The following is a 21,620-nucleotide window of genomic DNA, read 5'->3' as shown; positions in this document are numbered from 1 at the left end:
CAATGACTGCAAACCTGACTACCGTCTCCTATATCGGCGCCGCGATCCTGTTCATCCTCAGCCTCGGCGGGCTGGCCAACCCTGAAACCGCGCGTCGCGGCAACCTGCTCGGGATGATCGGCATGCTGATCGCCGTGCTGGCCACCGTGGCCGGTCCGCGCGTGTCGGCCGCGGGCATTCCGTACGTGGTCGCCGCGCTGGTCGTCGGCGGCGCCGTCGGCCTGTACGCCGCGAAGAAAGTGCAGATGACGCAGATGCCGGAACTGGTCGCGCTGATGCACAGCCTGGTCGGTCTCGCGGCCTGCCTCGTCGGCTTCGCGAGCTACATCGACACGTCGCTGCAATTCACCGGCGCGGAGAAGGCGATCCACGAAGTGGAGATCTACGTCGGCATCCTGATCGGCGCCGTTACCTTCGCGGGTTCGATCATCGCGTTCGGCAAGCTGTCGGGCAAGATCGGCGGCAAGCCGCTGCTGCTGCCGGCGCGGCACTGGATGAACCTCGCCGCGCTGCTGATCGTGATCTACTACGGCCGCGCGTTCCTGCATGCGGAAACGATCCAGGACGGCATGCTGCCGCTCGTCGTGATGACGGTGATCTCGCTGCTGTTCGGCGTGCACATGGTGATGGCGATCGGCGGCGCGGACATGCCGGTCGTGGTGTCGATGCTCAACAGCTACTCGGGGTGGGCGGCAGCGGCCACCGGCTTCATGCTCGGCAACGACCTGCTGATCGTGATCGGCGCGCTGGTCGGCTCGTCGGGTGCGATCCTGTCGTACATCATGTGCCGCGCGATGAACCGCAACTTCATCAGCGTGATCGCCGGTGGTTTCGGCAGCGGCGCGGGCGCACCGGCGGCAGCCGGCGGCGGCGCGGCGCAACCGGCTGGCGAGGCGGTCGCGGTGAGCGCGGCGGAAACGGCCGAGCTGCTGCGCGAGGCGAAGCGCGTGATCATCGTACCCGGCTATGGGATGGCCGTTGCACAGGCCCAGCACACGGTGTTCGAGCTGACGAAGCTGCTGCGCGAGAAGGGCGTCGACGTGCGTTTCGCGATTCACCCGGTCGCGGGCCGCATGCCGGGGCACATGAACGTGCTGCTGGCCGAAGCGAAGGTGCCGTACGACATCGTGCTCGAAATGGACGAGATCAACGACGACTTTCCCGAAGCCGACGTGTCGATGGTGATCGGCGCGAACGACATCGTGAACCCGGCGGCGCAGGACGACCCGACGAGCCCGATCGCCGGCATGCCGGTGCTGGAGGTGTGGAAGGCGAAGACATCGATCGTGATGAAGCGCAGCATGGCGTCGGGTTATGCGGGCGTCGACAATCCGCTGTTCTACAAGGACAACAACCGCATGTTGTTCGGCGACGCGAAGTCGATGCTGAACGAGGTGTTCGGCATGCTGAAGGCCTGATGCGGGTTTGGACTTGAGTCGGTGATGGATCAGGTGACGGCCGGCAACGCCTGGCTGTCGCCAGCAACACAGGCACCGCGGGGGCGAGACGATGCGCACGCGCCCCTGCGGTCGCCAGATGCCCGGCCGCGACGCTCGGTACGTCGCACACGAGTCGATCGACGTTATCGACCGGACGAACCGGATCACGCGCAATCAGGCACGGCGCAGATCGGCCCGCCCGCCGTGCGCGGCACGTCATGATCTGCCGCCACGCTCCCACGTTCCATTCCGAGTCGCGTGCGTGACGATGCGAGATCGCCGATCGATTTCGTCATGCCGTCGTGACGAGGGCGGCCTGACCAGCCGGGCGTCCGCCATTTCCAGCGCACCTTGCCGGTATTTAAATCGATTGACAGTTTTTTTGGGTGGATTTAAGCCTGCCGGCCGCCGGTATTTACCGGATTCCCCCACGTGCCGAAAAGTGTCGTGAATCCGTCGACGTGCCGATATTGCGAAGGTAAATACCGGCACGCGCCAAGGCGTTTGACGATCCATTCAGCTCGTGTTTTTCGGACGCAACCATTCCGCAATGGCAACGATCGGGGCGTTCCGGAACATGTTCCCATCCGGCGCGCGTTACGGCGTGCCGTTACGTAACGGGTGCGAACGTTTCAGTCGCGCAAACGTTGCACTCGATTATTTTGATTTATTCATACCTTTCTGTTTGCGTACATAGGTCCTTGGTTTAACAAGGGTTTTCTGCGTTGCAGCAAAAATGCGGAGCTTGATGGCATGGTTCGTGCGTTAAATGGTGCGTGCCGAAGTAGTTAATACCATAACGCTAGACCAATCATGAATCACATCCAGATTCCGATATCCGGACGCGACGCGGGGGCGAAGCGGTCGATTCCGGGCCTTCACTTGATCAATCGCGTTCATGCGCCCATCCATTCGGGATGGCTCGGGCGCGGCATCTCCTTTGTCATGCCGAGCCGTGTCGATGCGCCATCGCGGCGTCAGCGCATCGGTGCGGAGGCGTACGCCTAAGCAACTCGCAGTCCGTTCGTCGTCTGGATTCCTGGCGGGAATCGAACCGTTCATCCAATAAAGGCGCGTTCGATTTCATATAGGAATGCGAATTTATTGATTAATTCATCGATGGACGATTGGCGTCCGGGATGAATGTTGTCGATGCATCGGGATACCGAGGGTGGAGCATGTCCGGCGTCAGCGCGGGCATGGCCGGGCGGTGCGATGGGGGCGTCGCGCGCTGAAAAACCGGATGTTGAGGAGTGCATGAAATTGAGCGCGATCGAACTTGTCGACAACGGCGTCGGGCACCGGCTTGAAAACCCGGGGCAGTTGTCGCCCGAAATCATCGAAGTGCAGACCGGCAGCCATCTCGGCGAACGCGACATCGCGTGCTTCGACGGCGCATACGGGCGCGTTTGACGGCAAATGCGGCGCCGTCGCGCGCTGCCTGGAGAAGAATCATGTTCGGAGTTCAGTCGATTGTTGCTCGTCTGCTCGATGCACTCGTCGTGGTGCTGGCGGCGGCCGCCGCGTCTTATGTGCGCTTCGATGACGATACGCTCGGCCGGCCGGACGCGATGGTCGTCCCGTTCGTCGTGATGCTGACGCTTGCCGTCTTCCCGGCATGCCAGGTGTACCAGTCGTGGCGCGGTCGGTCGTGGATCGCGATGATCAGCCGCATCAGTGCCGCATGGGTCGCCGTGCAGGCGTGCGACCTCGTGCTGCTGTTCGCGATGCATCGCGTCGATCATGTGTCGCGGCTGTGGTTCGTCTACTGGACGGCGATCGCGGCATGCGGATTCATCGTCATCCGTCTGGTCGCGTACACGATGCTCGCGCGGGTCCGGCATGCGGGCCTGAATCTTCGCAAGGTGGCGATCGTCGGCAACGGCGCGCATGCGGTGCGGGTGATCGAAACGCTCGCGCTGTCCCCGGCCAGCGGGTTCCGCCCCGTGGTGCTCCACGACCTCGCGGGACGATCCAACGGCATCGTCCCGGCGATCGCGGATTTCGCCGAGTTCGCCGCGGCCGTGCGTGCCGAAGCCGCGACGGAAATCTGGCTCGCGTTGCCGATCTCGGAGGAACGGACGATCCGGAAGGTACTGAAGACGTTCGGCGACGATCTGATCAACATCCGCTTCATGCCGGACATGTGCAGCATCGCGCTGCTCGGCGGCACGATGATGGATCTCGTCGGCATGCCGGCGATCAACCTGGTGGCGTCGCCGATGTCGCACCGCGCGCTGATGCAGAAGGCGCTGTTCGACCGCGTGTTCGCGGCCGCGGCACTCGTCGCGCTGGCGCCGCTGCTCGGCGCGATCGCGCTGGCGGTCAAGCTGTCGTCGCCGGGCCCCGTGCTGTTTACGCAGACCCGCAAAGGCGCCGACGGCCGGGTGTTCCGCATCTACAAGTTCCGCACGATGCGCGTGCACGCCGAACAGGCAGGCATCGTGCGCCAGGCCACGCGCGGCGACACGCGCATCACGCGCATCGGCGCGTTCCTGCGCCGCACGAGCCTCGACGAACTGCCGCAGTTCTTCAACGTGCTGCGCGGCGACATGTCGGTCGTCGGGCCGCGACCGCACGCGATCGAGCACGACGATCTGTACCGGCCGCTCGTCGAAGGCTACATCCATCGTTACCGGATCAAGCCCGGCATCACCGGATGGGCGCAGGTCAACGGCTATCGAGGCGAAACGGATCACCTCGACAAGATGGTCGGCCGCGTGCAGCACGACCTCTATTACCTGCGCAACTGGTCCTTCGGGTTCGACATGAAGATTGTCGCCGCCACGGTGCTGAAGGGCTTCGTTCATCCGAACGCCTACTGAGCGCGGCCATGATCGAACGCATTCTGGTCGTCTGCGACGGCAATGCATGCCGCAGCCCGATGGCGAGCGCGATGCTGGCGCGCGCACTGCCGTCCGTGCAGGTGCGCTGCGCCGGGCTGATCGCGCTGGCCGGGCGACCGGCCGCACAGGCCGCGATCGACGTCATGCGCGAGCGCGGCTTCGACATCACGTCCCATATCGCGCAGCCGGTACATCTCGGCCACGTGCGCGCATCGCAGCTGATTCTCGCGATGACGCTCGTGCAATGCCGCGAGATCGAGCGCCGCTATCCGTTCGCGCGCGGCCGCGTTTTCCAGCTCGACCATGCGACGAAACACGACATCGCGGATCCCGTCGGGCAGTCGACGGACGTCTTCGACGCGGTGGCGCGTCATATCGAGCGCGCGGTCGCGCACTGGATCGCGCGGATTCCGGCGGCTATCGCACGCGGAGGCGGCTGATGCGACACCTCGCCCGTCACTTCGCGCTGTTCGTCGGTCTCGCGTGTGCGTCGGCTGCGCACGGTAGCGCGCCGGCGGCGCGCCCCGCGATGAACGCCGCGCCGAATCCGCCGCGGTGGATCGCCGGCCTCGCGGATCCCGCGTCGAAAACGTCGAATCCCTGGCGCGGTTCGATCGCGAAGCCGGCGGCCGCATCCGGCGTCGCCGTGCCGTCGGCCGGCAACTATGCGCCGCTGCCGATCGAGCGGCAGATGCGTGCGTTGTCGATCGACGCGCCGGGCATGCCGGGCGCGCCTCGCACGCGCCGTGCGCCGCGCGTCCCGATCCGGGCGCACGGCGGGACCGACAGCACGGCGGACGACTGGCCGGGCATCGCGCCGCCCTGGTCGCACTCGCCATGGTGACCGGCCGCACCGCACGAGATGGAGGCGGGATGGCTAGCGCCATCGCGCGACGCAATGAAGACAGCCGTGGGCAACGCGCCACGGACGGCATGGACGACAGCGCGACATATGAGGCAGGCAGCAATGGGTAAATCATTCGACGTGGTATCGACACGCAGCAGACGGGGCCACGCATTGGCAGCGCTCGTGCTGTCCATGTTCCTGACGGGATGCGCCGTCGCGCCCGGCATGCGGATGACCGGTTCGCAGGCGTTGCCGGTGACCAGCGCGCGCAACGGCGAGCCGGCGCAGTCGCTCGATGTGCCGATCCGGGAAATCGACGTCGACCTGCTGAACGCGATGCGCGACGACAGCGATGCGGCCGCGAATGTCGACACGCTGCTGCGTGAGCGCGCGAAGGGCGCCTATCGGATCGGCGCTGGCGACGTGCTGCAGATCACGGTATGGGACCACCCCGAGCTGTCTGCCGCGGCACCGACGAGCCAGTCGTCGTCGACGCAACGGCCGAGCGACCCCGTCGGCGGCTTCGTCGTCGATGAAACCGGCACCGTGCAGTTTCCGTATGTCGGCACGATCGCGGTCGCGGGCCGGACGACGACCGAGGTCCGCGATGCATTCCGCGTCGCGCTGACGAAGACGTTCCGCGACCCGCAGGTCACCGTGCGGGTGACGTCGTACCGCAGCCAGCAGGTCTATGTCGAGGGCGAGGTACGCAATCCGGGCGGTCAGCCGATCAACGACGTGCCGATGACGCTGACAGAGGCGCTCGATCGCGCGGGCGGCCTTCAACCGACGGCCGACCGAAGCCGCATCGAGCTGATGCGCGGCGACGAGCATTACGTGCTGAACCTGTCCCAGCTCGTCGCGCGGCGGATCGACCCGGCCCGCATCCTGTTGCGCAACCGGGACGTGCTGCGCGTGCAGTCGCGCGAGGACAGCGGTGCGTTCGTGATGGGCGAGGTCACGAAGCCGACGCTCGCGCTGCCGCTTCGCGACGGCTCGCTGACGCTCGGCGATGCGTTGCAGCAGGCCGGCAGCTTCAACAGCGGCACCGCGGACACCGCGCAGGTCTACGTGATTCGCGGTCGCGGCTCGCGCACGCCCGACGTGTTCCACCTCGACGCGAAGTCGCCGGTTGCGATGGTGCTCGCGAACGACTTCAGGCTGGCGCCGAAGGACGTCGTCTACGTCGACGGCAACGGCCTCGTCCGGCTCAGCCGCGTGCTGTCGCTGCTGCTGCCCGCCATCAATGCCGGCATGACCGGCGCGCTGGTCGCGAAATGACCCGCCAGAACCCGAGAGACACTGGATTTGCCATGACCGACCTTTCCGAAGCACGGCTGTACGATGCGGCGCTGTACGACGAGGCGCCCCTTTCGTCCTACGTCGACATCGTGCTGGCGCGGTGGCGGCTGGTGCTGGGCATCGCGGCCGGCGTGTTCCTGCTGGGGCTGCTGTACGTGGTGTTCGCGACGCCGATCTACCGCGTCGACGCGACGATCCAGGTCAACGAGTCGACGGCGGCCGGCAATTCGCCGCTGCACGACATCGCGGCGTTGCTCGACAACGGCAGCACGACCGCCGCCGAACTCGAGCTCGTGCGCGCGCGCATGGTGATCGACCAGGTCGTGTCGAAGCAGCATCTCAACGTCATTGCCGAACCGCGCTACTTCCCGCTGATCGGCCGCTGGGTCGCACGCCGCTACCGCGACGACGGCGTGGCGCCGCCGCTGTGGGGATTGTCGCGGTTTGCGTGGGGCGGCGAGCGGTTCAACGTCGTCACGTTCGAGACGGCCGGCAAGAAGAGTCACGACGGCATCGACGTGCTGGACGGAATCTGGTTCACCGTGACCGCCGAACGCGGCGGTCGCTACGTGCTCCGAAACGAGGACGACGACGTCGTGCTGAAGGGCGCGGCCGGCGTGCCGGCGCACGGGGAGTTCAAGGGGCAGCCGTTGACGCTGCTGGTCGCCGATCTCGATGCGCGCCCGGGCACGGTGCTGCGGCTCAAGCGCATCCCGCAGCTCGAGGCGGTGTCGCAGCTGCAGGACGACCTGACCGTCGAGGAAAAGGCCAAGCAATCCGGCATCCTGTCCGTCACGCTCGAGGGCGACGACAAGGTGCGCATCCGGGAGATCCTGAAGGCCGTGGTCGACGGCTACGTGGCGCAGAACCGGGATTACCGGAGCGAGGAGGCCGCCGCGACGCTGAAATCGCTCGAGGCCAGCATGCCGACGGTCGAGAAGACGCTGAAGGATGCCGAGGAGCGGTACGCGGCGTTTCGTTCGCGGACGCGCACGGTCGATCTCGACGAGCAGGGCAAGCTGCTGCTCGGCCAGGAAGTGGACATCGAGACGCGCACGTTCGAACTCAAGCAGAAGCGCGTCGACCTGATCGCGCGATTCGCCGACGGCCATCCGGCCGTGCTGGCCCTCGACGCCAACCTGGCGGAGCTGGCGGGCAAGGCGCAGGAGCTGAAGGCGCGTGAAGCGAGGTTGCCGAGTACGGAGCGGGAAGGGCTGGCGGTGCTGCGCGACGTGCGCGTCAACACCGAGCTGTACACCAACCTGCTGAATACCGCACAGCAGCTCAAGATCGCCAGGCAAAGCGAGATCGGCAACGTGCGGGCGGTCGACGAGCCGGTCCTGCCGGTGAAGCCGGTCAAGCCCAAGCGCCTGCTGCTGGTTGCGCTGTCGCTGTGTCTCGGGATCGCCCTGGGCGTGGCCGCGCCGTTCGCGCAGCGGGCGGTGTGGGGGCGTGTCGAGCATTCCGAGCACCTCGAGCAGGCGCTGGGCGTACCGGTCTACGCGGTGGTCCCGCATAGCCGCGAGCAGCGGCGTCTGGTGCGAAGCCAGCAACGGACGATGCAGGGCGCGCATGTTCTCGCGTCGGAAATTCCCGAGGACGTGACCGTCGACGCGATCCGCAGCCTGCGCACGACGCTGCAGTTCACGATGTCCGAGTCGGGGCACCACGTGATCATGGTCACGAGCCCGCAGCCCAATGCGGGCAAATCGTTCCTCTGCGCGAACCTGGCATCGCTGTTCGCATCGGGCGGCAAGCGCGTGCTGCTGATCGACGCGGATATCCGCCGCGGCCAGGCGCACCGTCACTTCGGGTTGCAGCCGGCGCCGGGCCTGCCGGACGCGATCGCGAGCGGTGCGCTCGAGCGCGGCGTCCAGCGCTCGGCGATCGCCGGTGTCGACGTGCTGGCGCGCGGTGCGGTGGCGCGCACGTCGGAGCTGTTCAACGACGGTCGCTTCAAGGTACTGCTCGACACGGCGGCGCGGCTCTACGACATCGTCATCGTCGATACGGCGCCGATCCTCGCGCTGCACGATGCGGCGACCATCGGCCGCCACGGCGCGACGACGCTGCTGTGCGTGCGGCATGGCCGCAGTTCCATGCCGGAGATTCGCGAGGCGGAGCGTCGCCTGCGCAACGCGGGCATCGCGATCAGCGGCGTCGTGCTGAACGACGTGCCGCGGCGCCAGGCCGTCTACGGCGCGTATGGCGAAGGGAAATACGCGTATGAAACCGAGCACTGAGCCGGCGATGCGCGACCTCGCGCTGCACGCCGCGAGCGACCACGCGTCGTCCGGCGCCGAGCGGCTCGGTGCGCGCACCGTGCGCAGCCTGGCGTGGGCGCTGGTGCAGGCATGGGGCGGCAAGCTCGTCACGCTCGTCACGTATCTGCTGGTCGCGCGCTGGCTCGGTCCGGCCGACGTCGGGCTCGCGGCGGCCGTCACGCTGTCGCTGTCGCTGGTCCTGATGATCGCCGAGGGCGGCCTGGGCGACGCGGTGGTGCAGCGCGCGACGCTCGACGACGACGATCTCGAGTGGCCGTTCGTGTTCTCGATCGCCATGGCCGTCGTGCTCGCGGCCGTGCTGTTCGCGTTGGCCGGGCACGTCGAGACCTGGCTGGGCGTACCGGGCCTCGCGCCGTACTTGCGGGTGGCCTGCGTGTTCGTCCCGGTCGGTTCGGCGAGTTCGTTCCAGGAAGGGCTGTACAAGCGGCGGCTGGATTTCCGCACGCTGGCGATGCGCCAGCTCGTGGCGGTGAGCGTCGCCGGCGCCGTGGCGGTCGCGCTGGCGGTTGCGGGCGCCGGTGCGTGGAGCCTGATCGCGCAGGCGGCGACCTTCATGACGATGTCCGCGCTCTGGCTCTGGCGCAGACCGGTCTGGCGTCCGCGCGGCCGCCGCAACGCGTCGACCTTCTGGCCCATCGCGCGCTTCGGCGGCCACGTCGTCGCATCGCGGCTGATCGACTGGTGGGCGACGCGCACCGTGGACCTGATCGTCGTCGCGCTGTACGGCGCGGCCGGGCTGGGCATCTATGCGATCGGCGCGCGACTCTACCAGACCGCGCTGGAACTGCTGTGCCGCGCCGCGACCGACGTCGCGCTCGCGGTGTTGTCGCGTGTCGCGCACGACGCCGGGAAGATGGCGGCCACCTACCTCGACGTCACGGGGCTGGCCGCGATGGCCGCGGCGCCGCTGTTCGTGCTGATGGCCGTGCTGAGCCGCGACATCACCTTCGTGCTGTTCGGCGCGCGCTGGGCCGGCAGCGCCGCGATCATGACGCCGCTGATGGCGCTCGGCGCGATCCAGACGGTCCAGTTCGTCAACGGCGCCTTCCTGTCGGCGCGCGGCCGCCCCAACGTCACGATGTGGCTGACGGTCGTCAAGCTCGTGCTGGTGCTGGGCGCGATGCTGGGCCTGCCGTCGCACGACGTCGCCGGGCTGGCGTGGCTGTACGTCGGTGCGGTGCTGCTCATCACGCCGCTCAGCTTCGGCGCCGTCGTCGTCGAGCTGTCGGTCGAACCCGGCCGCCTGCTGGGCCGGCTCGTGCCGCCGTATCTGATCGCGCTCGGCTGCGCGCTGCTCGTCTCGCGGCTCGGCGCGCACCTCGGCGGCGTGCCGGTCATGGTCCGGTTGCCGTTGCTGATCGTCGGCTTCGTTGCCGCGTATGCCGGGGCGACCTGGATGCTGCGCCGTGACGCCGCCCGGCACACCTTGTCGATGCTGATCGCGTTGCGCGATGCGAGGAAAGCGGCATGAACGGCCTCGTCCGCCCGGTGCCGCGGCAGCACGCGTCGTCGTCGGGCGCGGCGGCGCTCGTGCCGCACGCGCGCTTCGATCTCGCGGACGCCGTGTTGCTCGTGCTGCTGCTGCTGAACTCGATCCAGTTCCTGAAGATCGGCGGCGCGCAGCTCGGCCAGCTGTTCGCGGTGCTCGTGCTGCCGGTGCTGCTGGTGCGGCGCCGGATCCCCGGCAGCGCGTGGGAAATCTGGACCTTCGTGCTGTTCGTCGGTGCCGCGCTGTCGACGACGTTCCTGTCCGGCTATCCGCACTTCAAGGCGGCCGAGCAGATCGTGAAATTCGTGTTCGTGATGCCGGCGTTCTACCTGATCGGCCGCTACTACGGCGCTCGGGCGCGCCGGCGGCCGCTGCCGTTCGGCTATGTCGCGATCGCGGGATTCCTGGCGTTTCAGTATGCGCTGCAGTACTTCGACGTCCCGGTGCTGTACGAGAAAGTCGATTTCATGCAGAACGCGATTCACGGGTCGTTCAAGGAGCGGAACTGGTTTGCCGCGTTCTTCTTCCTGGCCGCCTACGCATGCTTCCTGCAGTCGCCGCGCCGCATTCCCGACGTCGCGAAGTTCGTGGTGCTGGCACTGGTCGTGACGCTGCTGAGCGAATCGAAGACGGTGCTGATCGCATGCGCGATCGTGATCCTGTTCCAGGTGCGCGGCCACTTCTTCGCGAAAGTGCTGGCGATGGCCGCCGGGGCCGGGTTCTATCTGTACATGTTCACGCGCGAACTGACCGGCGACCAGTTGCAGGTCCGCCTCCAGCAGGAGCGCGGGCTGGCCTTCACGGAGTCGATCAAGCTGGTCGGCCGCGACTGGATCGGGCACGGCTTCGGCTTCGTCGAACACTACTTCTCGCATTCGGCCGTCGCCGTCCGCGGGCTCGGCGAGGGCACGAGCGCCGTCTTCTGCGCGCCGCTGGACCTGATGCTGGTCGCCGGCCCGATCGGACTGCTTGCGTGGGCGGTGTTCTTCGGCGGCCTCGGCCAGGGCCGGCGCGCGATGGTCGTGCTGGCGCCGATCGCCGCGTGGTCGCTGATCAACCCGATGCACCAGAGCGAAACGTCGTACCTGTTCATCGGCTTTCTCGCGTCGTTCGCCTTCGTTCCGCGGGCGGCACGCCGGGAAACCCGCACCGCGCCGCGCGTCCCGCGGCCCCGATCCTTTTTCCCGTCCGGGCCTATTCGATGAAATTCTCCCTCATCATGGCGACGCTCGGCCGCAGCGACGAGATCGAGCGCATGTTCGATTCGCTGCTGCTGCAGGCCTATGCCGACCTCGAAGTCATCGTCGTCGACCAGAATTCGGACGACCGCGTCGAGCGGATCGTCGAACGCTATCGCGACCGGCTGACGATCGTCCACCTGCGATCGCAGAAGGGCAAGTCGCGCGCGACGAACGTCGGCCTGAAGGCCGTGACGGGCGACGTGGTCGGCTTTCCCGACGACGACTGCTGGTATCGGCCGGGGACGCTCCATGCGGTCGCGGCGCGCCTGTCGGCCGACCGCACGATCGACGGCGTGACGGGGATGAGCGTCGATGCCGCGGGCCGGCCGTCGCAAGGACGGTGGGCGACGTCGGCGCAGACCGTGAACCGCTTCAGCGTGTGGGTGTGCGCGACGTCGTACACGATCTTCCTGCGCCGCACCGCCGTGACCGCGGCGGGGCAGTTCGACGTCGACCTGGGCGTCGGCGCGACCTCGCGCTGGGGCGCGGGGGAAGAGGTGGACTTCCTGGTCCGTGCGTTGCGGGCCGGCTGCCGGATCGACTACGACCCGCACCTGCGCGTCCATCATCCCGAGCCGCTCGCCGTGCTCGACGAGCAGGCGTATGCGCGCGGCCGGCGCTACAACCGCGGGTTCGGGCATGTGCTGCGCATCAATCGCTATCCGCTCGCGTACGTCCTTTACATGATCGCGCGGCCGGTGGCCGGCTGCGTGCTGTCGTGTGCGCGCCGCAATCCGCGGCGGGCGAAGTACTACTGGATCGCCGCGTCGCATCGGCTGCTCGGCTGGATGGACTGAACGATGAGCTCGATCCTCTCCCCGTCGACGGACATCGACGCACGAGCCGGTCGCACCGGGCGCGCACCGCTCACGGTCTACACCGACACGCGCTGGCCGGTCGGCACCGGCATCTACAACGTGATGGCGGCCTACGCCCAGCGCGCGCCGTCGAGCGTGCGCATCGCCCCGCTGACGGTCGGCGGCGCGGTCGCGCACCCGCTGTCGCCGCTCGCGTTGAGCCGGGCGCTGCGGCGGCTGCCGGCCCGCGATGCGGTGTTCTGGAATCCCGGATTCGTACCGGCCACGTTGCCCGACTTTCCGTCGGTCGTCGTCGTGCACGACCTCACGCATCGCCACTTCTACACGCGTGCGCACCGCTTCTACTACGACACGGTCCTCCGGCCGCTGTACCGGCGCTGCACGGCGATCGTCTGCGTATCGGAGTTCACGCGCGACGAGTTCCTGCGCTGGTCGGGCATGCCGCCGGAGCGCGTTCACGTGATCCACAACGGAACCGACGATGCGTACCGGCGCAACCGCGACACGCTCGGCTATCCGTTTCCGTACGTGCTGTATCCGGGCAACCGGCGCAACTACAAGAACCTGCACCGGCTGATCGAGGCGTTCGGCGCGAGCGGGCTGTTGCCGCTCGGCGTCCGCCTGATGCTGACCGGCGAACCGGACCCGGCGCTGCTTGCGCATGCCGCGCAGCACCGCTGCGCCGAAGGCCTGGTGTTCGCGGGCGTATTGCCGAACGACGCGATGCCGAAGCTGTACCGCGGTGCGCTGTTCGTCGCGTTCGTGTCGCAGTACGAAGGATTTGGCTTGCCGATCCTCGAAGCGATGGCGTCCGACGTACCCGTGCTGACGTCGATCGTGTCGGCGATGCCGGAAGTGGCGGGAGCCGCCGCGATGCTCGTCAATCCGCTGTCGGTCGTCGACATCGCGGTCGCGATGCGCCGGCTCGGCACCGAGGCCGCATCGCGGGACGCGCTCGTCGCGCGAGGGCGCGAGCAGATCCGCCGGTTCGACTGGGACACATCGGCGAGCAGGTTCTGGCAGCTCGTCGAGCAGGTCGGCGCGTCGGCATGACGCACGCATCAACCCACAGAGCCGGGCAAACCGGCCGACATGATCAACCACGGCGCGGGGTATCACGATGGAAACCGAAGGAAGAATCAGCGTCATCGTCGTCAATTACGGCACGCCCGACCTGACGATTCGATGCGTGGCGTCATTGACGTCGCTGCGCGTCGCGCTCGCCGACGATATCGTCGTCGTCGAGAATGCGTCGCCGGACGACTCGTACGCGCGGTTGCGACGCGAGCTGCCGGGCGGCGTGAGGTTGTTGCATGCCGCATGCAATCGCGGTTTCGGCTCGGGTGTGAACTTCGGCATGGCCGCCTGCCGGCGCGACTACGTGCTGGTGGTCAATCCCGATACGCGTTTCAGCGAGAACGGGCTGGCCAGGGTGCTGGAGTTGTTCGACACGCGCCCGGAGGCCGGGCTCGTCGGGCTCGACCTGCAGTATCCCGACGGCCGGCGCCAGTATTCGGCACGACGGTTCTACAGCTGGCTCGACATCCTCGCGCGCCGTACCGCGCTCGGCCGCTCGAACCGCTTTCGCGCGCGGATGGCACGGCACCTGATGATCGATGCCTGGTCGTGCGGCAATCCGTTCGATGCCGAATGGGTGATGGGAACGGGCTTCGTGGTGCGGCGCGACCTGTTCGAGTCGCTCGGCGGCATGGACGAATCGTATTTCCTCTACATGGAGGACGTCGATCTGTGTGCGCGCACCTGGCTGGCCGGCTATCGCGTGCTCGGCATGCCGGGCGTCACGCTCGTGCACGAGCATCAGCGGCAGTCGGCGGCGAGCCCCGTCTCGCGGGCGGGACGGCATCATCTGCGCAGCCTGTGGCGGTTCTACCGCAAGTTCCACGTGCCGCTGTCGTTGCCGCCCGGCGTGTCGCGGATCGCCCGGCAATGACGCACGTCCGGCCGTGTCGCGTGGTCCTGCGTGCCGTTGCCGCCGCACAGTGCGCACTGTGCGCGCTGGCCGCGCACGGCGCCGATGGCGCGCAGACCGTCCCGCCGGTGCACGGCGTGCATGCGGGCAGCGGGCACGTGCGGGCATCGGCGTCGGCATCGAGCGTGCTGCTCGCGCAGGGCGGTGTCGCGCGCTACGGCGTGCATGCCGGCGCGGCGGATGCCGTCACGCGCCATGCGGCCGACGAGATTGCCGATTACCTGTCGCGGATCAGCGGTGCTTCGTTCGCCGTGTCGGACCACGGCCAGGACCGGATGCCTGCCATCGTCGTCGGCGGCGAGCACGCGGCGCAGCGATGCGGGCCGGCGAACGCGGCGGGGCTCGGCAGCGACGGCTTCGTCATCTGCCGCAGCGGTGGCGACCTCGTCATTGCAGGCGACACCCCGCGCGGCACGCTGTTCGGCGCCTACTGGTGGCTCGACCGCAAGCTCGGCGTGAAGTGGCTCGCGCCGGATGCGACCGAAGTGCCCCGGCAGGCCGAGCTGCGCGTCGACGCGGCACCGGTCCGGCAGGTGCCGCGCTTCGCGTACCGCGAGGTGTTGAGCGCGGAAGGCGAGGACAAGCCGTTTCGCGCGCACAACCTGCTGAACGGCGAGTCGCACGGCACGTCGTATCGCGCATCCCCGCCCGGGATCGACATGTGGGATCGCAGCTGGCTCGCGCGGGACGGCGACGCCGATTTCTGGACGCTCGTGCCGCATGATCGTTACGCGGCCGCCCATCCGTCCTGGTATGCGGGCGGGCAACTCGCGATGATGTCGACCGACGTCCGCGCCACACTGGCCGCCGAGATCGTGAAGCGCCTGAAGCGTCTTCCCGATCCGGGCCGCATCTGGTTCGGCATCCGCGACATGGACTGGGGCTGGGACCCGGACGCGGCCAGCCGCGCATTCGCCGATGCGCACGGCGGCGCGCTGTCGGCGGCGTTTCTCGACATGGTGCGGGACGTGTCGGCGCAGGTCCGGGTCGCGGTGCCCGGCGCGCGTTTCGCGATGCCGGCCTATCACTGGGGTTTCACGCCGCCGGACGGCATGCAGGTGCCGGATCACGTTCGCGTGTATCCGATGACGATCCAGGTCGACTACAGCGTCGCGCTCGACGAGGACCGCAACGCGCGGCTGCGCGACGGCCTGCGGCAATGGAACGGGATCGCGCGGCACATCACCGTCTGGGATCACGTCGTGAACTTCGGCGGCTACCTGCAGCCGACGCCGAATCTCTATCCGGTCGGCCGCAGCATTGCGTGGCTCGCCACGCTGCCGAACGTCGACGGCTACTTCGCGGAAGGCGACTGGCAGTCGCGCGGCGGCGAATTCGCGAGCCTGCGCGTGTGGCTGATCGCACGGATGCTGTGGACGCCGACGGCGGACCCGCGCACGCTCGTCCGCGAATATTGCGACGCCTATTACGGCGCGGCGGCCCCGGCCGTCATGCGCTATATCGACCGCATGCATGCGGCGTTGCGCGCGAGCGGCGACGTGCTCGCCGAGCAGACGCCGGTCGGCATGTCGATGTACACGTACGACTTCGTGCGCCAGTCGGAACGCGATTTCGACGCAGCCGCCCGTGCCGTCGACGCGGATGCCGTGCGCAGCGCGCGCGTGCGCCAGGCGCGCCTGCCGCTCGATTTCGTGATCCTCGCACTGCGCGACCGCTACGCGGCGCGGGCCGCGGAGGACGGCTGGGATCTCGATGTCGGCGCGCGGCGCGCGCGTCTCGACGCGGCGATCGCGGCCGCGGGCATCCGCCAGTATCGGCAAAGCGGCAATCTCGCGGCACTCGGCGCGTTGCTCGACATCGACCGGCATCCCGTCGTCGCGCCGCCGCTCGTGACGGGCCTTGCCGACGGCGACTGGCGCGCGATCGACGTGTCGCGGGTGAATCTCTACGACAGCGCGCGCATGGTGGCCGACCCGGCTTCGCTCGATGGCGCGGCGATCGCGATTCGCGGCGATTCGGGCGCCTGGGCGATCCAGCTCAAGCTCGACAAGCTGCCGCGCGACGGGCGCTGGGATCTCTACGCATCGGTGCGCGTGCCGGAAGGCAGCGCGACGGGCGCGGCCGCCGTGCGTGTCGGCGCCTATCCGCCGATGACGCTGCGCACCGACACGCCGGCGCGCACGCTCGACGACGCGCAGTTCCGGTGGCTGCCCGTGCCGGGCGGCCCGTTCGAGTACGACGCCGATCACGAGAAAGGCATCTATGTCCACGGTGTCGGCTTCGCGCGAGGACAGTCCGTGCGCGTGGGCGCCTTCGTCGCCGTTCGTCACCGTGCACCGGACGGCGCGCCGCCGCCCGTTCCGCTGAAAGGAAACGTCTCATGAAAGTCGCCATCGTTTCGCCCATTCCGCTGTTTCCCGTCAATGCCGGCAACCGCAGTCGCGTCCTGAATCTCGCGCGGGCGGTGAGGTCGCTCGGCTGCGACGTGCATTTCGTCTATCTCGAGTCGCGCCAGACGGGCGGCATGGATCTCGATGCGCATCGCGAGGAGTTCGGCGCGGACCGCGTGTCGGTATTGCGTCGAGCGGGCCTGGCGCTGGCGCGCTATCGACTCAAGCGGGTCGCGTGGCTCGTGCGTCGCCTCGCCGCGAAAGCGGCCGGCAGCCGGCATGCGTATTACACCGGGCTCGACGAGCTGTTCAGCGACAGCTTCTCCGGGCAGTTGCGCGCGCTGCAGCACCGCCATGCATTCGACGCCGTGTTCGTCGAGTACGTGTTCTATTCGCGTGCGCTCGATGCGTTTCCCGATACGGTCGTGAAGGTCGTCGACACGCACGACATCTTCGCGGACCGGCACGTGCCGTTCATCGGCCGTCCCGGCGCGAAGCGCTACATGTTCTCGATTCCGCCGGAGCGGGAATGCGACGGACTGCGCCGTGCGCACGTCGCGCTGGCCATCCAGGCCGAGGAAGGCGACCTGCTGGCGGCGCGCCTCGGCGGCGGCGACACGCCGTCGGTCGCGGTCCTGAGTCACCTGCTCGCGTTTCCGCCTCAGGTGGACTGCGCCGGGCATGCCGATGCGACTTTTCTCGGCAGCGACAACCAGCCGAATCGCGATGCCGTGAAGTACTTCGTCGACGAGATCCTGCCGCACGTCGTGGCCCGTTTGCCTGCGTTTCGCCTGCATCTCGCCGGCACGATCGCGGCGGCCGTGCCGGACGGGCCGCACATCGTCAAGCGCGGCATCGTCGCCGAGCTCGGCGACGCGTTCGCGATCGCGCCGATCTCGATCAATCCGATGCTGCTCGGTACCGGCATCAACATCAAGCTGCTCGAGAGCATGGCGCTCGGCGTGCCGATCGTCAGCACGCGGACCGGCGCGCGCGGCCTCGGCGAACACGACCTGCGCGGCGTGACCGTCGTGCGGGACGGCGATCCGCAGGGCTTCTCGGATGCCGTCGTCCGGCTCGCGACGGACCGCGTGCAGCGTGTCGCGCAGGGCGCGGCCGCGCGCGACGCTGCGCTGGCCTGGCACGAAACGCAGCTGGGTGTCCTGCGCGAGACGCTCCGGCGCCGGCCGGTTGCGGCGCACGCGTGACGGATGCATCCACCGAAACCGTCGAACCACACTGGGGAATCGAACATGTCGAAACTGGCCGATCTGAAGCAGCGGCTGCGCGTGTGGCTGTATGTCATGCGGCTGACCAGGCAATGGCGTCGCGAGGCCGCACGGCGTGGCGCGGAAAATGCTGCCGCACCGGGCGCCCATCTGCTGATCCTGCCGTGCGATCCGTGGACGCTGGTCGGCTCGAAAGGCGACGAGGCGATGCTGCGTGCAGTCGTCGAGCGCTTGCGTCTTGCCAATGGCGCGTTGAAGGTGTCGGTCGTCACGGCCACGCCGGAGGCGGCGGACGCCGCGACCCGGCTCGGCTTTCAGGCGGTCGACGCATGGCGCGAACCATGGCGCCTGATGGACACCGTCGAACGGCTGGCCGCATTGCGGCCGAGCGCGGTGGTCGTCATCGGCGCCGACGTGATGGACGGCTACTACTCGCCGATGACGTCGCTGCGGCTGCTGGCGACGGCCGACCTGCTGGTCAGGCGCGGCGTGGCCGGTACGATCCTCGGCTTCAGCTTCAACCGCCAGCCGTACCGGCAACTGAGGCATGCATTCGATCAAATCGACGCGCGGCTGCTGGTCAATGTGCGCGACGGCGTCTCGCTCGACCGATTCAGGCGTTTCAGTTCGACGCCCGCCGAGCTCGTGGCGGATTCCGCCTTCATGCTTCAGCCGGACGACGCGTCGGATTGCGTCAGGCGTACGGCGTCGTGGGTCGCATCGCGGCGTGCGGCCGGCGACATCGCGATCGCATTCAACCTGCACCCGATGCTGATCCGCCGGGCCAGCGACGCGGATATCGCCGCGCTCGTCGCGTCGGCGCAGGAGGCGCTGCGCGGACTCGCGACACAGCATCGCGTCAGCATCGTCCTGCTGTCTCACGACTATCGCGGCCGCGACGGCGACGATACCTGTCTGGAGCCGCTGCACGACGCATTGGCCGCGACGATGGGCGACCGGCTGTGCTACCCGCGTGCCCGCATGTCGGCGGCCGAACTGAAGGCCATTTCGGGGCAGGTCGACGGCGTGGTGACCGGCCGCATGCATCTCGCGATCGCCAGCCTCGGCATGGGTGTACCCGTCGCGGCGCTGACCTACCAGGACAAGTTCCAGGGGCTCTTCAGTCATTTCGGACTGCCGGATACCTTCCTGTTGAAACCCGACGAAGCGATGCGTGCCGCGCGCCTGGCGGCGGTGCTCGATCGCTTCGTGTCGGAACTTCCGCAACTGCGCGCCCAGGTGCACGCGGCGCTGCCGCGCGTCAAGGAGGCGTCATGCAGGAACCTGCGCGGCGTGATCCATGCGATCCAGCGTTCGTGAGCGGGCGTTCCGCCTTTTTTTAGCATGCGAAGCCGCGCCATGTCGCGTGCGGTCGAACCGCAACTGTCGAGTCTTCCCTGAACGTGTCAAATGAAAAGTCCCACCATTCGCGAACTGCAACAGCAACTGGGTCAACTTAACCTGATCGTCGAGGAAGTCCGGCAGAAGGAGAAGCAGGCCCGGCTCAAGGAGATTGCCGAGCACGTCCGGCAGTTCGGCATCACCGAAATCGAGTTGCTGCGCGCGGCAGGCTTCATCAAGGCGCAGCCCCGGAAGGCGCCGGCGAAATACTACGACCCGAACACGGGCCGCTCGTGGTCGGGGAAGGGCGCACGTCCCCGGTGGCTGGCCGGCAAGAACCTCGACGACTACCTGATCCGGGAAACGCCGCAGCCGTGGTGGCCCGAAGCACGTTGACGGTCGATCGGTGCAGGCGTCCCGATGCGACGCCGGTCATGCCGGCGTGGCGAGAGTGAACTGAATTCCAGAGGCAATGTGGCATATGCGGAATCCCGATACGGACCCGGTCGATCCTCCCGACAGTGTGGAACCCCGGAAAAAGACCAGCTATCGCGCCCCGGCGCTCGAGAAAGGCCTCGATATCCTCGAGCTGCTCATCGATCGCCAGTACGGCATGGCGCAGGCGGAAATCTGTCGCGCGTTGAAGCGCAGCCGAAGCGAGCTGTACCGGATGATGCAGGTGCTCGAGGACCGCGGCTACATCTACAGGGTGGATCGCTACGACCGGTACGCGCTGACCATGAAGCTCTACTTCCTCGGACAGCATCATGCGCCGACCCGATCGCTGGGCGCGCTCGTCACGCCGCTGCTGCAGCAGTTCGCATTGCAGATGGTCCAGTCGTGTTACCTGACGGTGTTCGACGGGGACACGATGATCGTTATCGCAACGGCCGGCGCCGAAACGGAATGGAACATCGCGGTCCGTGTCGGGACGCGTGTGCCGCTGCACGGCAGCGCGGCGGGCGAGATGTACCTGGCCTTTCAGGACGAAGCGGTGCGGGCCGGTTTGTCGCGGGCCGGCGGGCACGATGTTGGCCCGCGCAATCCGCCGCCCGGCGACGACGCGTTGCCACCCCATCTGGCCGACGGCTATCTCTGCCGCCCCAACGCGCGCATTCCCGGCATCACCGATATCGCGACGCCGATCATCGACAAGTCGGGTTCGGCCATCGCGATCCTCGCGTGCCCGTACCTGGCGCTGCCGGGAGAGGCGGGCGCGAGGTCGGTCACGCAGATCGGTGCGGCGTTGTACGAAACGGCCCAACGTATCGCCGCGACGGTCGATCAGCGGTTCATGCAATCGGTCGTCGACCTGCCCGCGCGCGGCGCGGCGTGCGCTTGAGGCGGCGGACCCCGGCGGGCTATGAGCTTGCGTCGAGTCCGACCATCCTGGCAACCGGCATCGGCGACAGCGCTTCCGAGGTACTTTGGGCGGGGGATATGAATATCGACACCACCCAGGTATCGGACGCTCGCCTGGCGATCAGTCTTCTCGCGCAAGTCGCAGCAGGATGTCGGCGAGGGCGCGAATTTTCGGTTGTGCCGCACGTTGGGGCGGATAGACGAGGAAGTAGGAAAGGCCGTCCTGAACCACATCCTCGAACGGTGTCACCAGCGATCCGGCACGGAGCCGGTCTCTTGCCATTCGTGGGTCGCCGATGGCAATGCCGTGTCCTTCCATCGATGCCGCGAGCGTCAATTCGAGGGTATCGAATACAAGGCCGCGCCCCGCATCGATCTGGTGTGCGCCGACATGATCGAGCCAGCATTTCCACTCCGCGTGGCTGGGCCCGGGATGGAGCAGATCGACATGCGCAAGGTCGGCAACGGATCGCAGTGATGTCGCCAACGCGGGCGCGCACATCGGCGTGAGCATCTCGGAAAACAGCGGTACCGCTTCCATGCCGGTCCACTGTCCCGTGCCCCGTACGACGATGGCGTCGACGTCGGACGTCGTGAAGTCCGGCGTATCGTCCGCGGATGTCGAAATACGAAGCTCCGTCCCGCTCATCGCGCGATGAATCTCCGGCAGCCGCGGGAGCAACCAGCGAATGGCGAACGTGGACGGCAGCTGCAACGTGAGAACCGAGGTCGCCCGTGCCTGGACGTCCGCGTGCTGAACCAGTTGCGTGAGCACGTTGACCGCGACCGTCAGCAGTGCATTTCCTTCTGCCGTCAACGTCAGGCCCGATACATGGCGCACGAAGAGCGCGCATCCATAATGCGATTCCAGCTGCTGTATCTGGCGGCTCACCGCGCCTTGCGTACGGCAGAGATGATCCGCAGCCTTGCTGACGCTGCCGAGCTGCGCCGCAGCGACGAATGACTGGATCGCTGCCAACGGCGGGAGCGGCCGCGTCAGGTCAGCCAGCGGATATGCCTGCGCTGCATACCCGGATTGCAAATTTTTCGATTGTTCGGTCATCGGTGCGTCGCTATCGT

General features: G+C 67.7%; 19 protein-coding genes. 18 read left to right on the top strand and 1 reads right to left on the bottom strand.

Annotation, left to right across the window (positions count from 1 at the left end; translation table 11 throughout):
• Window positions 1-2 precede the first annotated feature (2 nt).
• The 18 genes from pntB to DIE03_RS29050 all read left to right on the top strand — a co-directional run bounded on the left by pntB (window position 3) and on the right by DIE03_RS29050 (window position 20,520).
• Window positions 3-1,418: a Re/Si-specific NAD(P)(+) transhydrogenase subunit beta gene (gene pntB / locus DIE03_RS29130; RefSeq protein ID WP_124455707.1), complete on the top strand. Its 1,416-nt coding sequence runs from the start codon at window positions 3-5 to the stop codon at window positions 1,416-1,418.
• An 834-nt stretch (window positions 1,419-2,252) separates the two neighbouring features.
• Window positions 2,253-2,447 carry a hypothetical protein gene (locus DIE03_RS29125; protein ID WP_124455706.1) on the top strand — a complete coding sequence of 65 codons (195 nt, stop codon included), beginning with the start codon at window positions 2,253-2,255 and terminating at the stop codon, window positions 2,445-2,447.
• Between the two features lie 249 nt (window positions 2,448-2,696).
• Window positions 2,697-2,852 carry a hypothetical protein gene (locus DIE03_RS39100; protein ID WP_409364438.1) on the top strand — a complete coding sequence of 52 codons (156 nt, stop codon included), beginning with the start codon at window positions 2,697-2,699 and terminating at the stop codon, window positions 2,850-2,852.
• 41 nt (window positions 2,853-2,893) lie between these two features.
• Window positions 2,894-4,264 carry an undecaprenyl-phosphate glucose phosphotransferase gene (locus DIE03_RS29115; RefSeq protein WP_124455704.1) on the top strand — a complete coding sequence of 457 codons (1,371 nt, stop codon included), beginning with the start codon at window positions 2,894-2,896 and terminating at the stop codon, window positions 4,262-4,264.
• Between the two features lie 8 nt (window positions 4,265-4,272).
• Window positions 4,273-4,725 (top strand): protein tyrosine phosphatase, encoded by a 453-nt coding sequence (locus tag DIE03_RS29110; protein WP_124455703.1) that lies wholly within the window; start codon window positions 4,273-4,275, stop codon window positions 4,723-4,725.
• Complete coding sequence (locus DIE03_RS29105) at window positions 4,725-5,129, top strand: hypothetical protein (RefSeq protein ID WP_124455702.1); 405 nt, start codon at window positions 4,725-4,727, stop codon at window positions 5,127-5,129. The genes DIE03_RS29110 and DIE03_RS29105 overlap by 1 nt, the downstream gene beginning before the upstream one ends.
• 123 nt (window positions 5,130-5,252) lie before the next feature.
• A complete protein-coding gene (locus DIE03_RS29100) occupies window positions 5,253-6,413 on the top strand; it encodes a polysaccharide biosynthesis/export family protein (RefSeq protein ID WP_260434971.1) in 1,161 nt (386 codons plus the stop codon).
• 32 nt (window positions 6,414-6,445) lie between these two features.
• Window positions 6,446-8,677 carry a polysaccharide biosynthesis tyrosine autokinase gene (locus DIE03_RS29095; protein WP_124455700.1) on the top strand — a complete coding sequence of 744 codons (2,232 nt, stop codon included), beginning with the start codon at window positions 6,446-6,448 and terminating at the stop codon, window positions 8,675-8,677.
• A complete protein-coding gene (locus DIE03_RS29090) occupies window positions 8,661-10,190 on the top strand; it encodes an oligosaccharide flippase family protein (RefSeq protein WP_124455699.1) in 1,530 nt (509 codons plus the stop codon). Before DIE03_RS29095 ends, DIE03_RS29090 begins: the two co-directional genes overlap by 17 nt.
• Window positions 10,187-11,413: a hypothetical protein gene (locus DIE03_RS29085; RefSeq protein WP_260434970.1), complete on the top strand. Its 1,227-nt coding sequence runs from the start codon at window positions 10,187-10,189 to the stop codon at window positions 11,411-11,413. Before DIE03_RS29090 ends, DIE03_RS29085 begins: the two co-directional genes overlap by 4 nt.
• A complete protein-coding gene (locus DIE03_RS29080; protein WP_124455698.1) occupies window positions 11,410-12,246 on the top strand; it encodes a glycosyltransferase family 2 protein in 837 nt (278 codons plus the stop codon). Before DIE03_RS29085 ends, DIE03_RS29080 begins: the two co-directional genes overlap by 4 nt.
• Before the next feature lie 3 nt (window positions 12,247-12,249).
• Window positions 12,250-13,320 (top strand): glycosyltransferase family 1 protein, encoded by a 1,071-nt coding sequence (locus DIE03_RS29075; protein WP_124455697.1) that lies wholly within the window; start codon window positions 12,250-12,252, stop codon window positions 13,318-13,320.
• A gap of 67 nt (window positions 13,321-13,387) precedes the next feature.
• Complete coding sequence (locus DIE03_RS29070) at window positions 13,388-14,218, top strand: glycosyltransferase family 2 protein (protein ID WP_124455696.1); 831 nt, start codon at window positions 13,388-13,390, stop codon at window positions 14,216-14,218.
• On the top strand, window positions 14,215-16,602 hold the full coding sequence (locus DIE03_RS29065) for a DUF4838 domain-containing protein (RefSeq protein WP_124455695.1): 2,388 nt from the start codon (window positions 14,215-14,217) through the stop codon (window positions 16,600-16,602). The genes DIE03_RS29070 and DIE03_RS29065 overlap by 4 nt, the downstream gene beginning before the upstream one ends.
• Window positions 16,599-17,816, top strand: a complete 1,218-nt coding sequence (locus DIE03_RS38835) for a glycosyltransferase family 4 protein (RefSeq protein ID WP_260434969.1) — start codon at window positions 16,599-16,601, stop codon at window positions 17,814-17,816. Before DIE03_RS29065 ends, DIE03_RS38835 begins: the two co-directional genes overlap by 4 nt.
• A 45-nt stretch (window positions 17,817-17,861) precedes the next feature.
• Window positions 17,862-19,157 (top strand): polysaccharide pyruvyl transferase family protein, encoded by a 1,296-nt coding sequence (locus DIE03_RS38830; RefSeq protein ID WP_260434968.1) that lies wholly within the window; start codon window positions 17,862-17,864, stop codon window positions 19,155-19,157.
• A gap of 90 nt (window positions 19,158-19,247) precedes the next feature.
• Complete coding sequence (locus DIE03_RS29055) at window positions 19,248-19,574, top strand: H-NS family nucleoid-associated regulatory protein (RefSeq protein ID WP_124455694.1); 327 nt, start codon at window positions 19,248-19,250, stop codon at window positions 19,572-19,574.
• An 85-nt stretch (window positions 19,575-19,659) separates the two neighbouring features.
• Entirely contained in the window at window positions 19,660-20,520 is an 861-nt protein-coding gene (locus tag DIE03_RS29050; RefSeq protein WP_124455693.1) for an IclR family transcriptional regulator, read from the top strand.
• Between the two features lie 141 nt (window positions 20,521-20,661).
• Here the strand turns inward: DIE03_RS29050 and DIE03_RS29045 are convergent, their stop codons facing one another.
• Window positions 20,662-21,603 carry a LysR substrate-binding domain-containing protein gene (locus DIE03_RS29045; RefSeq protein WP_124455692.1) on the bottom strand — a complete coding sequence of 314 codons (942 nt, stop codon included), beginning with the start codon at window positions 21,601-21,603 and terminating at the stop codon, window positions 20,662-20,664.
• Window positions 21,604-21,620 lie beyond the last annotated feature (17 nt).

The organism is Burkholderia sp. Bp8992 (assembly GCF_003853705.1).
Taxonomy (GTDB): domain Bacteria; phylum Pseudomonadota; class Gammaproteobacteria; order Burkholderiales; family Burkholderiaceae; genus Burkholderia.
Note: the sequence above shows the minus strand (reverse complement) of the source record. Positions and strands in the feature narration are given on the sequence as shown.